The organism is Variovorax durovernensis (assembly GCF_977011995.1).
This window is the reverse complement of the sequence record NZ_CDRNCW010000001.1, coordinates 3,844,166-3,857,563: the sequence shown is the minus strand read 5'-3', so window position 1 is coordinate 3,857,563 and position 13,398 is coordinate 3,844,166. Positions and strand designations below refer to the sequence as shown.

Genomic DNA, 13,398 nt, shown 5'->3' with positions numbered 1-13,398 from the left:
GGGTCAGCGGCGGCCGGCCGTGTTGTCCTTGCAGAAGCGCACGATGCGCTCGGCGGCCTCGACGCATTCGGCCGTCTCTGCCACTAGCGCCATGCGGATGCGGCCCCGGCCGGGGTTGGCGCTGTGGCTGGTGTCGCGCGCCAGATAGCTGCCCGGCAGAACCGTGACATTGTATTGAGCGTAGAGCGCACGGGCGAAGGCTTCGTCGTCGCCAGCCCACACTTCGGGCACGCCGGCCCAGAGGTAGAAACTGGCGTCGGGCAGCCGCACGTCGAGCACCGGTTCCAGCAGCGGCGTGACGGCCGCGAACTTGGCGCGGTACATGGCGCGGTTCTCGACCACATGGGCCTCGTCGCCCCAGGCCGCGATGCTGGCGGCGGCCACGGTGCCGCTCATGGCGCTGCCGTGGTAGGTGCGGTAGAGCAGAAACTTCTTGATGATGGCCGCGTCGCCGGCCACGAAGCCGCTGCGCAGCCCCGGCACGTTGCTGCGCTTGGACAGCGAGGTCAGCGCAATCAGGTTCCTGAAGTCGGGCCTGCCCAGCTTCACCGAGGCCTCCAGGCCGCTGAGCGGGGGCTCGTCGCGGAAGTAGATCTCGCTGTAGCACTCGTCGGCCGCGATCACGAAGCCGTGGCGGTCCGACAGGGCGAAGAGCTTCTTCCATTCGTCGAGCGACATCACCGCGCCGGTCGGATTGCCCGGCGAGCACACGAACACCAGCTGCGTGCGGGCCCAGACGGCTTCGGGGACGCTGTCCCAGTCGACCGCGAAATTGCGCGCCGGAATGCTCGGCGCGTAGTACGGCTCGGCGCCCGAGAGCAGGGCCGCGCCCTCGTAGATCTGATAGAACGGATTGGGCGAGATCACCACCGGCCGCGGCGACACGGTGGCGTCGATCACGGTCTGGGCCAGCGAGAACAGCGCCTCGCGCGAGCCGTTGACCGGCAGCACCTGCGTGGCCGGGTCGAGCGCCAGGCTGTAGCGGGTCTGGAGCCAGTCGGTGAAGGCGGTGCGCAGCTTCAGGTCGCCGGCGGTGGCGGGGTAGGCGGCCAGCGCGCCCAGGCTGTTGCTCAGCGCCTCCTTGATGAAGGCCGGCGTGGCGTGCTTGGGTTCGCCGATTCCCAGGCTGATGGCGGGGAATTCGGGGTTGGGCGTGACGCCCGCGAACAGTTGCTTCAGCCGCTCGAAGGGATAGGGCTGCAACCTGGAGAGCAAGGGATTCATGGCCCGGATTATCGGCGACCGCCCGGGCCGCCGATGGACGCGTGCCTGCTCAGCCTGCCGCAGGCCGCGTCGTGACCGGCAGCGCTTCAGCAGAGCGGGTGGTTGAACTGGCCGATCATGTTGGCGAAGTTCTGGTTGTAGCGGTTGGCCGAGTTGACGATGCTGGAGCTGCGCATGTGCGCCGGCAACCGGGCCATCGCACCGCTTTCCTTGCGCTTGAACACGCCGTCCTTGATGTCCTTGACCATCGAGCGCGACTGACCGATGAACTCGTTGATCTTCAGCATGCCGCCGTCGCAGACCTTGCCGCTCTTGGCGGACTGCTCGCCCATCTTCTTGCTCCAGCCCTCGGCCGACTCGGCCACCAGCGCCAGCGAGGCCTCGAAGGCAGCCAGCGCCTTGGGGTCGTTGGGCGATTCGAACAACGCATTGGCGTCACCGTGGTTGAGCTTGCCGTGGTAGATGAGCCCGGCGCGGTAGTAGGCGGCGGTGTCCTTCGGGGCCTTCTCGAAAGCCTCCTTGGTCAGCGCCCGGTCGCGGGCGCTCAGGCCGTCGTCGAACGCGGCCTCGGCCTTCGCGACGGTGGTGAGCGCGGCCAGGTAGTCTGTATTCATCTGGCGGGCCTTGTCGCCGTTGTCGGCAAGGTAGCCCTTGGAGTTGGCGTAGTTGTTCAGCTCGCGGCTCAGCGGCGAGAGCACCTTGAGCGCGGCGGAAAACGCCTTGGCCGATTCATCGATCTCGGGCATCGGCGCGCCGATGGCTGCGGCGGTATCGAGCTTCTTCGCCGAGCGGTCGATGAAGATGTCGTTCTGGATGCGCAGGCTGGTCAGCGGCGCCTTGGCCTGCAGCAGCGGCACCTGCTGCGCCATGTATTCCTCGCGCGCTTGCTGGAACGAGGTGCTCAGGCTGTTCGACACGTCGACGTAGATGTTGTATTTCTCGATCTGCTGCTGCTCGGTGTCGGCGGGCGTTGTCTTGGCTTGCGGGGCCGCCCCGGTTTTGTCGGCCGTGCCCGCCTTGTCGCCGCAGCCAGCCAGCAGTGCCGATGCTGCCAAGAGCGTGGCACCCAGGGCCGTTGTCCAGTTCCAGTACTTCATTCTTTCTTTTCCTCCGTTAAAAAAGAAACGCGCAGGCATGCCTGGCCGGCAGGACCGGCCAGGCGGGAACATCGGGGGGTGGTAGGGGCGGTCAGGCCGCGCTGCGCCGGTAGAAGGCCAGCGAGCCAGCCAGCGCCAGCAGCATGCCGCCGCAGGCGCGGTCGATCCAGCGGGTGGCCGACACGGTCAGAAGCCGGATCGCGCGGGCGCCGACGAAGGCGTAGGCCAGCATCACGGTCATGTCCAGGCCCGCGAAGATCAGGGCAATGATCAGGTACTGCGGCGCCTGCGCAGCCGAAGGATCGATGAACTGCGGCAACAGCGCCGAGCAGAAGATGTAGCCCTTCGGGTTGGTCACCGCCACCAGGAAGGACTTGAAGAAGATCCGGCGGCTTTCGCCCGCCGTCACCGACGCGGCGGCATCGGCCGCCGGCAGCTGCAAGCCGCCCTTGGAGCGCAGCATGCGCAGGCCCAGCCACGCGAGGTAGACCGCGCCGACCCACTTCAGCATCGAGAACCAGAACTCCGACGCAGCCAGCAGCGCGCCGAGCCCGAGCGCCACGGCGCCCACCAGCACGAAGTCTGAAAGTACCGCGCCGAGCATGCCCGGCAGCGCGCGTCGCACGCCGTGCCGGGACCCGTTGCTGAGCGCCAGCAGCACCGTGGGGCCGGGCGTGGCGATGGCGGCGAAGGCCACGATGGCGAAGAGCAGGGCGGTGGCGAGCGTCATCGTGGGGTCTCCTTCGTGTCAGATTTTCTTGACCAGAACCTGGCTCTTGCGGTCCCAGTTGTACTTGCGCTTGCGGGCCTCGGGCAGCCAGTCGGGGTTGACCTGCTGGAAGCCGCGCTTGAGGAACCAGTGCATGGTGCGCGTGGTGAGCACGAAGATGCTGTCCAGGCCCATGGCCTTGGCGCGGTGCTCGATGCGCTTGAGGATGCGTTCGCCGTCGCCCTGCGACTGCGTATGCGGCGACACCGTGAGCGCGGCCATCTCGGCGGTGCGCTCCTCGGGATACGGGTAGAGCGCCGCGCAGCCGAAGATCACGCCGTCGTGCTCGATCACCGTGTAGTGGCCCACGTCGCGCTCGATCTCGTTGCGGTCGCGCTTGACCAGCGTGCCGTCGCGCTCGAAGGGCTCGATGAGCTGCAGGATGCCGCCGATGTCGTCCACCGTGGCCTCGCGCAGGCTTTCGAGCTTTTCGTCGATCACCATGGTGCCGACGCCGTCGTGCACGTAGACCTCGAGCAGCAGCGAGCCGTCGAGCGCGAACGGCAGGATGTGGTTGCGCTCCACGCCGGCCTTGCAGGCCTTCACGCAGTGCTGCAGGTAGAAGGCCGTGTCCGTCGGCTTCTGCGGCGGCGGCAGCGAGGCGAGCAGCTTCTCGGCGGCGTCCAGCGGCAGTTCGGTGTCGATGGGGTTGTCTTCGCTTTCGGGCAGCTCGCTGTCGATGCGGATGCCCGGTATTTCCGTCAGGAAGATCAGTTTGTCGGCCTGCAGCGAGATGGCGACGCTGGTGGCGACTTCTTCCATGGTCAGGTTGAAGGCCTCGCCGGTCGGCGAGAAGCCGAAGGGCGACATGAGCACCATCGCGCCGAAGTCGAGCGTGCGGCGGATGCCCGCCGCGTCCACCTTGCGCACCAGGCCCGAATGCTTGAAGTCGACGCCGTCGACCACGCCCACGGGGCGCGCGGTGATGAAGTTGCCCGAGATCACGCGCACCGTCGAGCCGGCCATCGGCGTGTTCGGCAGGCCCTGGCTGAAGGCGGCCTCGATCTCGTAGCGCAACTGGCCGGCGGCTTCCTGTGCGGAGTCGAGCGCCACTTCGTCGGTGATGCGGATGCCGTGCGAGTACTTTGCCTCGTGGCCCTTGGCCGCGAGCTGTTCGTTGACCTGCGGACGGAAACCGTGCACCAGCACGATCTTGACGCCCATGCTCTGGATCAGTGCCAGGTCTTGCGCGATGTTCTGCAGCTTGCCCGCCGCGATCGCTTCGCCCGCCAGCCCGACCACGAAAGTCTTACCGCGATGCGTGTGGATGTAGGGCGCGACCGAGCGGAACCAGGGCACGAAGGTGAAATTGAAGACGGTGGACATAGGGCGTGATTGTGCATTCATGAAAAGGCGTTTGCCTGACTTGGCCAATGCCGGGCGATATCAGGCCATGTCAGGCAATCGCGCGCAGCACGCGGGCCGCGCTGGCCGGAATGGAGCCGCCGCCGGCACCCTCGGAAGGAGGCGCGGGCAGCCCGCCGTGGCGCGCGCGGAAGCTCGCCAGCAGCGCCGAATAGGCATCGGTCGATGCGCCGGTGTCGCTCGTCCCCGGGTCCGGCAGGTCGAGCATGGCGGCGAGGTCGGCCGGCGCGATGGAGCCTTCGCGCATCAGCGCGTCGACGACCGCCATCAGCGTGGGCGTATGCGCTTCGAGCAGCGAGAGGGCGCGTGCATGCTCCTGCACCAGCAGGGCCTCGATCTCGGGGTCGGTCGCCTTGACGTCTGTATTGCGGTTGTCTTCCGGGTCGTTCGAGACGTCGGTGCGGCTCAGGCGCGTGCCGAAGGCGAAGTGGCGCACGTATTGCGCAGCGCAGGCCGTGGCCTGGATGAAGTCCTGCAGGGCGCCCGAGGTGGTGGCCGCCTCGCCGAACACCAGCAGCTCGGCGGCGCGGCCCGCCAGGCTGACGCAGATGCGGTCGCGCAGGTTTTCCTTCGACCAGGCCTTGCGCTGCTCGTAGCTGTTGTAGCCGCCCTCGAACGAGGCCACGTTGATCTTGATCTCCTGCGGTGCGCGGCCGAACAGCAGGCCGTAGGCCACGCCGTGGCCCGCCTCGTGCACGGCGAGCAGGGCGCGGAAGTCTTCGCTCGAACGCTGCTTGAGGCGGTTCAGCTCCAGCGCCACGGGGAACTGGCGGCGCGCCTTGCGGTATTTGGCCGCGATGCACGAGGCACGCGCGTCCAGCGCGAGCCACACCGGCTCGCTGCCGTCGGCGCCTTGCTCCAGCGCCCACAGCGCGGCATTGACCAGCGTGGCGCTCAGGATCGCGTGGATCGACGAGAACAGCGGGCGCGTGCCCTGCGCCGGGAAGACGGCGTTGGCGTAGATCTGCTCGTAAACGCTGGCATCGAGCACGAAGCGCACGCCGGAGCTTTTCTGGATCTCGGCCACGTAGCGGTCGCAGATCGACAGGATCAGGCGCACGTAGGTCGCGCGGTTGAACGAGGGGTAGATCACGTGGTTGTTGCCCAGGCGGGCGATCTGCTCGGGGCGGAAGCGCTCGCCCAGCGCCTTCTTCACGTCGATGACGGAGAGCTTCTTCGTCAGCGCATGGAAGATGTCGGCGTCGGTGTCGCAGTCTTCGACGCGGCGGGCGGTCTCGGCGTACATCTCGTCGAGGTTGCCCGAGACGAACACCAGCAGCTTGCTGTAGTCGGTCTCCCAGCTCTGCTGCGTGTCGCGGAAGGCGCGCAGGCGCGCGTGCACCTCGGCGGGCTTCCAGGCCATGATCTGCAGCAGTGTCTCGGAGAGCTTGAGGCAGCGCTTCACTTCGCGCGCTTCCCAGGGCGACAGGTGCAGCTTGCGCTTCTTGTCGTCGTTCTTCTTGTTGTCGCCGGCGCCGTCGCGGTCCTGCACGTACTCGGCCTGCGCCAGCGACGATTCGATTTCGCCCAGCATCGACAGCGCCGGCGGCAGGCGGCCGTCGGACAGCAGCGCCCACACGTCCTGGTAGCGCTCGACCTTGGCGTCGTGGCCGTTGCCGTCGACTGTGCGAAAGCGCTGGAATTCGTCGAGCACCAGGATGCCGGGCATGCCCTCGGCAATGCCCGACTCGGCCAGCATGGCCGAGATGGAGCCGCGGCTGTGATAGCCCGAGCCGTGGCTGAAGCCGTCCATCTGCACTTCGATGAAGCGGTCGTAGAAGCCCAGGTGCTGGGCGAGCCTGCGCACCAGCTGGGTCTTGCCGGTGCCGGTGAGGCCCCAGAGGCAGACCACCACTGGGCGGCTGATGAGCTGCGGCAGCACATACCAGGCGCGCAGCGAATCGATCACGCGATCGATGATGTCGTCGATGCCGAAGAGCTCGGTCTTCAGCGACTCGGAAACGGTCTGCAGATGACGCGAGCGCTCGGAGAGTTCGGCGTGCAGGTTGGAACGGATGTCTTTTGGCATGGTGTTTTTCTTCTTGTCGAACAGGTACAGGTACGCAAAGGCGGCCGCTCCTTCGAAACAAGGAGCCGGCGGCCGGACGCTGTGGATGTCGGTTGCGGTGCTCCGGCGTATGGAGCGCACGCGAGGCGCGGGCTTCAGGCCGGGCGAGGCAACTTGGCCCTTCCATGCGCAGCGAGCGCATGGCTTGCGCAGCGACGGCGCAAGGTGGTGGGGGCAAGGCGATAGGACATGGACGCGATCGTAGTGGCGGTTTGCAATTGAGTAAAGACTATTTACGGATCGTGTCGCAGCGAAGCCGCGTCCTGTGGATGCCGTGCAACAGCGGCGGTGCGCACCGATAATCTGCGGTTTGCCCGCCGCGCCGGCCCGGCGACTGTTTTCCCTTGACGACCACGACACCCCTCCGCATCGAATTCCCCGAATCGCTTCCTGTCTCGGGCAGGCGCGACGAGATCATGGCCGCCATCTCGGCGCACCAGGTCGTGATCGTGTGCGGCGAAACGGGCTCGGGCAAGACTACGCAGCTGCCCAAGATCGCGCTCGCCCTGGGGCGCGGCAAGCTCAACGCCGAGCCCGGCAAGGGCCGGCTCATAGGCCACACGCAGCCGCGACGCATTGCCGCCAGTTCGGTGGCCAAGCGCATCGCGGAAGAATTGAAGACGCCGCTGGGCGACGTGGTCGGCTTCAAGGTGCGTTTCCAGGACCGCCTGTCGCGCGATGCCTCGGTCAAGCTCATGACCGACGGCATCTTGCTGGCCGAGACGCAGACCGATCCGCTGCTGAAGGCCTACGACACCCTCATCATCGACGAGGCGCACGAGCGCTCGCTGAACATCGACTTCCTGCTGGGCTACCTGCGCGAGATTCTTCCGCGCCGGCCCGACCTGAAGGTGATCGTCACCTCGGCCACCATCGATGCCGACCGCTTCGCCCAGCATTTCGCCTCGGCCAAGGGGCCGGCGCCGACCATCATGGTGTCGGGCCGAACCTTCCCCGTGGAGCAGCGCTACCGCCCGTTCGAAGAGTCGCGCGAGCACGACCTGAACGACGCCATTGCCGATGCGGTCGACGAGCTCTGGCGCGACCCGCACAACGCGGGCGACATCCTGGTCTTCCTGCCCGGCGAGCGCGAGATCCGCGAAGCCGCCGACCACCTGCGCCGCCACGTCAGCCACCAGCCGCTGTTCCGCAGCGCCGAAGTGCTGCCGCTCTTCGCCCGGCTGTCGGGCCCCGAGCAGGACCGGATCTTCGAAAGCCACAACGGACGGCGCATCGTGCTGGCCACCAACGTGGCCGAGACCTCGCTCACCGTGCCGGGCATCCGCTACGTGATCGACACCGGCACCGCGCGTGTCAAGCGCTACAGCTTCCGCAGCAAGGTCGAGCAGCTGCTGGTCGAGCCGATCAGCCAGGCCGCGGCCAACCAGCGCGCGGGCCGCTGCGGGCGGGTGGCGAACGGCATCTGCATCCGCCTGTACGACGAGAAAGACTTCGAAGGCCGCCCGCGCTTCACCGATCCGGAAATCCTGCGTTCGTCGCTGGCCGGCGTCATCCTGCGGATGAAGTCGCTGAGGCTGGGCGACGTGGCGCGCTTTCCGTTCCTCGAGGCACCGTCGCCGCGCGCGATTGCCGATGGCTATCAGTTGCTGAACGAGCTTGGCGCGGTCGATGACGCCAACGAACTCACGCACACCGGCGCCGAACTGTCGCGGCTGCCGCTCGATCCGCGCGTGGGCCGCATGATTCTGGAAGCCCGCGCGCGCGGCGCGCTCGAAGAAGTGCTGATCATCGCGTCGGCCCTCAGCGTGCAGGACGTGCGTGACCGCCCTATGGACGCCCAGCAGCAGGCCGACCAGGCGCACTCGAAATTCGACGACGAGAAAAGCGAGTTCAGCGGCTATCTGCGGCTGTGGAAATGGATCGCCGACGCGCGCGGCGGCCACGGCGACACCCACAAGCTCAGCAACCGCCAGTACGAGCAGTTGCTGCGCCAGAACTTCATCAACATCCGGCGCGTGCGCGAATGGCGCGACATCCACTCGCAGCTGCTCACGGTGGTCACCGAGCACAAGTGGCGCATCAATGCCGAGCCCGCGGGCTACGAGCCGCTGCACCTGTCGATGCTCGCCGGCCTGCTGGGCAACGTGGGCTGGAAGCTCGAGGACGACGAGGCGTACCTGGGCGCGCGGGGCATCAAGTTCTACAAGCACCCGGGCGCGCACCTGAAGAAGAAGCCGGGCCGCTGGATCGTGGCGGCCGAACTGGTCGAGACCACGCGGCTCTTCGGGCGCGGCATTGCCAACATCGAGCCGCAGTGGCTCGAGCAGGTGGCGGGCCACCTGCTGAAGAAGCAGCTGCTCGACCCGCACTGGGAGAAGAAGGGCGCGCAGGTCTCGGCGCTGGAGCGCGCCACGCTTTACGGCCTGGTGGTCTACAGCGGGCGGCGCGTCGACTTCACCAAGGTCGATCCGGTCGCGGCGCGAGAGATCTTCATCCGCGAGGCGCTGGTCGGCGGGCAGTGGGAGAGCAAGTTCCCGTTCCTCACGGCCAACCGCAAGCTGGTGCGCGAGGTCGAGGGGCTGGAGCACAAGTCGCGCCGGCAGGACGTGCTGGTCGACGACGAGCTGATCTTCGCCTTCTACGACGCGCAGTTGCCCGCCGACGTGGCGAGCGGCATCACTTTCGAGAACTGGTATCGCCATGCCTCGAAGGAGCAGCCGCGCCTGCTGTACCTGACGCGCGACGAGCTGATGCGCCATCAGGCGGCGGGCATCACCACCCAGTCGTTCCCGCCGACGCTGCGCCTGGGCGGCGTCGATTGCGCCGCGAGCTATCTGCACGAGCCGGGCGACGCAAAGGACGGCCTCACGGTCAGCGTGCCGCTGTTCGTGCTCAACCAGGTGAGCGAGGAGCGCTGCGAGTGGCTGGTGACGGGCATGCTCAAGGACAAGATCCAGGCGCTGCTCAAGAGCCTGCCGCAGCGCCCGCGTTCACGGCTGGTGCCGCTGCCCGAATCGGCCGGCAAGCTGGCGGAAGAGCTGTCGGTGCCCGAGCTGTTCGGCACCGGCTCGCTGACCGACGTGCTGCTCAAGCGCGTGCGCGACATGACCAGCATCGACGTCAAGCGCGCCGACTTCAAGCTCGACATGCTGCCGCCGCATCTGTTCATGAACCTGCGCGTGATCGACGAGCACGGGCGGCAGTTGGGCATGGGGCGCAATCTTGGTGCGCTGAAGGCCGAACTCGGTGCACAGGCGCGCGGAGCGTTCCAGGCGCTGGCGGGGCTCAACGTGAAGGCGTCGCCTGAGAAGAAAGACGGGGCCTCGTCGGACCAAGGCTCCAAGGCGCCTGCGAAAGCCGCCAGCGCACCCGCGCCCGCCGCATTGCCGGCCGGCCAGCGCTACACCAGCTGGACCTTCGGCGAGTTGCCCGAACTGATGGAAGTGCGGCGCGGCTCGCAGTCGCTGATCGGCTTTCCGGCGCTGCGCGACGAAGGGGACGCCGTGACCATCGAGGTGTTCGACGAGCCGGCCGTGGCCGCCGCCAAGCACCGCGCCGGCCTGCGCCGCCTGTTCGCGCTACAGCTGAAAGACGCGCTCAAGTACCTCGAGAAGAACATCCCCGACCTGCAGAAAATGTCGGTGGCCTACATGCCGCTCGGCACCTCGGAGGAGCTGCGCACCCAGATCATCGACGTGGCGATCGACCGCGCATTCCTGCAGGAGCCTCTGCCGACCGACGAATTCGCGTTCAGGAAGCGGCTGGACGAAGGCCGTGGCCGGCTCACGCTGATCGCGAACGAGGTGGCACGGCTGGCTTCGACGATCCTCGTCGAATACGCCGCCGCCGCACGCAAGATCAAGGACACGAAGATCCAGCCCGACGCGGTGCAGGACGCCGCGCAGCAACTGCAGCGCTTGGTCGGCAAGCGCTTCATCGCCGATGCGCCGTGGACGCAGCTGCAGCACTTCGCGCGCTACCTCAAGGCTATCGTGCTGCGGCTCGACAAGCTGCGCGCGGACCCCGCGCGAGACGCCGCGAAGCTCGCCGAACTCAAGCCGCAAGACCAGCGCTACTGGCGTCTGGTGGCCGAGCGCAAGGGCGTGGTGGACGACCGAATGCTCGAATTCCGGTGGCTGCTGGAGGAACTGCGCGTGAGCTTCTTCGCGCAGGAACTGCGCACGCCGCAGCCGGTAAGCGTGAAGCGGCTGGACAAGGCCTGGGCGCAGCTGCAGGCCTGAGCGCCAAGGGGCGCGGCGGACGAAAAAAAGCCCGCGGATGCGGGCTTTTTTTCATGGGCCGCTCGTGCCTATATGCGTCCCATGAGCACGAGGATGACGACGATCAGCACGATCAGGCCTACGCCGCCGCTGGGACCATAGCCCCAGGACCGGCTGTAGCCCCAGCTCGGCAGCGCGCCTATCAGTATCAGGATCAGAACGATCAGCAGAATGAACGAGAGCGACATGTTTTCTCCAGGGCGTTGTTGTGATGAGCTTTCATGCTCACCCCGCCATGTCGCGAGCAACGCCGGAGAGCCGCCCCTTCGGCGGTCAGCCAAAGTCCTACCGCCGGTGTCGGCGCCTTGCCGGTCAGGCGGCAGGCGACGGCACCGCGGGCCTTGCCGGCGTCAGAGGCGCGCGAGCCGCTCCAGGGCGCAGAGCAGGGTCTCGTCTTTCTTGGCGAAGCAGAAGCGCACCACGCGCTGGTCGAAACCGTTGCCGTAGAAGGCCGACAGCGGGATCGCCGCCACGCCGATCTCGCTCGTGAGCCAGAGGCAGAAGTCGGCTTCGGACAGGTCGCTCACCGCCGAGATGTCGACGCACTGGAAGTAGCTGCCTTCGCTGCGCAGCAGCCTGAAGCGCGTCTTCTCGGCCAGGCCGGCGGCGAACAGGTCGCGCTTGCGCTGGTAGAAGGCGGGCAGCTCCAGGTAAGGCGCGGGCTCGGCCATGTAGCGTGCGAGCGCGTGCTGCATCGGCGTGTTCACGGTGAACACGTTGAACTGGTGCACCTTGCGGAACTCGGCCATCAGCGGCGCGGGGGCCGCCACGAAGCCGACCTTCCAGCCGGTGACGTGGTAGGTCTTGCCGAAGCTGCTGACGATGAAGCTGCGCGCCGCCAGGCCCGGGAAGCGCGCCACGCTTTCATGGCGCGCGTCGTCGAACACCATGTGTTCGTAGACCTCGTCGCTGATCACGAACACGTCGGTGGGGGCGAGCAGTTCCTCGAGCTTGCGCATCTCGGCCTCGGTCCAGACCGTGGCGCTCGGGTTGTGCGGCGTATTGATGATGATGGCGCGCGTGCGCGGCGTGAGCGCGGCGGCGATCTTGTCGAAGTCGGGGCGGAAGGTGCCGGGCACGAGGGGCACGCGCACCACGCTGCCGCCGGCCAGCTCGATGTTGGGCACGTAGCTGTCGTAGCAGGGCTCCAGCACGATCACTTCGTCGCCCGGGCGCACCACGGCAAGGATGGCCGTGATGATGGCCTGCGTGGCACCGGCGGTGACGGTGATTTCCGTGGCCGCGCTGTAGCCGTGGCCGTACAGCGCCGAGATCTTGGCGGCGATGGCCTCGCGCAGCGCCGGAATGCCCGGCATCGGTGGGTACTGGTTGTGGCCCGCGGCCATGGCGGCCGTTACGTCCTCGAGCAGCTTCGGGTCGCAGTTGAAGTCCGGAAAGCCCTGGCCCAGGTTGACCGCGTTCTTCTCGGCCGCCAGGGTCGACATGACCGTGAAGATGGTGGTGCCGACGGAGGGCAGCTTGGTGCCCACTTCGGGCGTGCGCGGGGACGTGCTCATGATGTTCGTGATTTCTTCAACTGTTGTTCAGCATGCCACTTGCTCGTCGCTGCCCCTTCCGGAAACACCGCGGAACCGGCTTTGCCGGGCCGCCGGTGTTGCCCCCGGAAGGGGGATGGCGAAGCGACACGAAGTGCGCGAAGCCTGGGGGTGATCCTGTTTACAGCTCGTAGTCTTGTTGGTGGCCGCTGAGGGCTTTGGCGATCAGGTTGCGGTCCAGGCGATCGGAGAGCAGCTCGGCGAACTTGAAGACGAAGTTGCGCAGGTAGGCGCTGCGCTTGAAGGCGACGCGGGCAATATTCTGGCCGAACACATGGCCCATGGGGCGCACCACGAGGTCGGCGTTCGACTCGTCGCGCACGGCCATCTCCGCCACGATGCCCACTCCCAGGCCAAGGCGCACGTAGGTCTTGATCACGTCGGAGTCGATGGCCTCCAGCGCGATGCGCGGCGTGAGCTTCTTCTGTGCGAAGGCGTGGTCGATGCGCGTGCGGCCGGTGAACGACGGGTGGTAGGTGATGATCGGCTCGCTCGCCAGGTCTTCGAGCGAGATGCGCTCCTTGGCCGCCAGCGGATGGTCCTTGGGCAGCACCAGCACGTGCTGCCATTCGTAGCAGGGCAGGGTCACCAGTTCGGCGTAGCCGTCGAGCGATTCCGTGGCAATGCCGATTTCGGCGATCTCGTCGATCACCATGCGCGCCACCTGGTCGGGCGAGCCCTGGTGCAGGCTCACGTTGACCTTGGGGTAGGCCTCGCGCAGGTTGGCCACGGGCACCGGCAGCACGTAACGCGCCTGGGTGTGGGTGGTGGCGATGGAAAGGGTGCCGCTGTCCTGAGCGCTGAACTGCTCGCCGATGCGCTTGAGGTTGCCCACCTCGCGCATTATGAGTTCGATGCTGGCAATGACATGCTGGCCCGGCTCGGTGACGCGCTTGAGCCGCTTGCCGTGGCGCGCGAAGATTTCAACGCCCAGTTCTTCCTCGAGCTCGATGATGGCCTTGGAGACACCGGGCTGCGAGGTGTGGAGCGCCTTGGCTGCCTCGGTGAGGTTCAGGTTGCGCCGCACGGCTTCCTGAACAAACTTGAACTGATGCAGATTCATATCAAATTCCGTCTT

Annotated in this window: 9 protein-coding genes; 1 reads left to right on the top strand and 8 read right to left on the bottom strand. The window is 67.0% G+C overall.

Annotation, left to right across the window (positions count from 1 at the left end; genetic code table 11):
- Positions 1-3: 3 nt before the first annotated feature.
- The 5 genes from dapC to ACWV14_RS18290 form a co-directional block, all read right to left on the bottom strand.
- The gene (gene dapC, locus ACWV14_RS18310; RefSeq protein ID WP_454902952.1) at positions 4-1,224 is read right to left on the bottom strand and encodes a succinyldiaminopimelate transaminase; all 1,221 of its coding nucleotides are present in this window, start codon (positions 1,222-1,224) and stop codon (positions 4-6) included.
- An 86-nt stretch (positions 1,225-1,310) separates the two neighbouring features.
- A complete protein-coding gene (locus ACWV14_RS18305) occupies positions 1,311-2,321 on the bottom strand; it encodes a DUF3829 domain-containing protein (RefSeq protein ID WP_454902951.1) in 1,011 nt (336 codons plus the stop codon).
- 91 nt (positions 2,322-2,412) lie between these two features.
- Entirely contained in the window at positions 2,413-3,051 is a 639-nt protein-coding gene (locus ACWV14_RS18300) for a LysE family translocator (RefSeq protein WP_454902950.1), read from the bottom strand.
- 18 nt (positions 3,052-3,069) lie between these two features.
- Positions 3,070-4,416 carry an amino-acid N-acetyltransferase gene (gene argA, locus ACWV14_RS18295; protein WP_409195416.1) on the bottom strand — a complete coding sequence of 449 codons (1,347 nt, stop codon included), beginning with the start codon at positions 4,414-4,416 and terminating at the stop codon, positions 3,070-3,072.
- 70 nt (positions 4,417-4,486) lie between these two features.
- Positions 4,487-6,484, bottom strand: a complete 1,998-nt coding sequence (locus tag ACWV14_RS18290; RefSeq protein ID WP_454902949.1) for an AAA family ATPase — start codon at positions 6,482-6,484, stop codon at positions 4,487-4,489.
- Positions 6,485-6,939: 455 nt separating this feature from the next.
- On the opposite strand from ACWV14_RS18290, the gene hrpA reads away from it, so the two are divergent.
- Positions 6,940-10,725, top strand: a complete 3,786-nt coding sequence (gene hrpA / locus ACWV14_RS18285; RefSeq protein WP_454906012.1) for an ATP-dependent RNA helicase HrpA — start codon at positions 6,940-6,942, stop codon at positions 10,723-10,725.
- A 68-nt stretch (positions 10,726-10,793) separates the two neighbouring features.
- On the opposite strand, the gene ACWV14_RS18280 is transcribed toward hrpA, so the two are convergent.
- The 3 genes from ACWV14_RS18280 to ACWV14_RS18270 all read right to left on the bottom strand — a co-directional run bounded on the left by ACWV14_RS18280 (position 10,794) and on the right by ACWV14_RS18270 (position 13,383).
- Positions 10,794-10,952 carry a DUF3309 family protein gene (locus ACWV14_RS18280; protein ID WP_013541242.1) on the bottom strand — a complete coding sequence of 53 codons (159 nt, stop codon included), beginning with the start codon at positions 10,950-10,952 and terminating at the stop codon, positions 10,794-10,796.
- 162 nt (positions 10,953-11,114) lie between these two features.
- Entirely contained in the window at positions 11,115-12,281 is a 1,167-nt protein-coding gene (locus tag ACWV14_RS18275; protein ID WP_454902948.1) for a pyridoxal phosphate-dependent aminotransferase, read from the bottom strand.
- Positions 12,282-12,441: 160 nt separating this feature from the next.
- The gene (locus ACWV14_RS18270; protein ID WP_007832298.1) at positions 12,442-13,383 is read right to left on the bottom strand and encodes a CysB family HTH-type transcriptional regulator; all 942 of its coding nucleotides are present in this window, start codon (positions 13,381-13,383) and stop codon (positions 12,442-12,444) included.
- Positions 13,384-13,398 lie beyond the last annotated feature (15 nt).

Coding starts and splice junctions, on each gene's coding strand:
- argA (WP_409195416.1), bottom strand. CDS start 4,416: ATGTCCACCGTCTTCAATTTCACCTTCGTGCCCTGGTTCCGCTCGGTC.
- ACWV14_RS18305 (WP_454902951.1), bottom strand. CDS start 2,321: ATGAAGTACTGGAACTGGACAACGGCCCTGGGTGCCACGCTCTTGGCA.
- ACWV14_RS18290 (WP_454902949.1), bottom strand. CDS start 6,484: ATGCCAAAAGACATCCGTTCCAACCTGCACGCCGAACTCTCCGAGCGC.
- ACWV14_RS18270 (WP_007832298.1), bottom strand. CDS start 13,383: ATGAATCTGCATCAGTTCAAGTTTGTTCAGGAAGCCGTGCGGCGCAAC.
- ACWV14_RS18300 (WP_454902950.1), bottom strand. CDS start 3,051: ATGACGCTCGCCACCGCCCTGCTCTTCGCCATCGTGGCCTTCGCCGCC.
- hrpA (WP_454906012.1), top strand. CDS start 6,940: ATGGCCGCCATCTCGGCGCACCAGGTCGTGATCGTGTGCGGCGAAACG.
- dapC (WP_454902952.1), bottom strand. CDS start 1,224: ATGAATCCCTTGCTCTCCAGGTTGCAGCCCTATCCCTTCGAGCGGCTG.
- ACWV14_RS18275 (WP_454902948.1), bottom strand. CDS start 12,281: ATGAGCACGTCCCCGCGCACGCCCGAAGTGGGCACCAAGCTGCCCTCC.
- ACWV14_RS18280 (WP_013541242.1), bottom strand. CDS start 10,952: ATGTCGCTCTCGTTCATTCTGCTGATCGTTCTGATCCTGATACTGATA.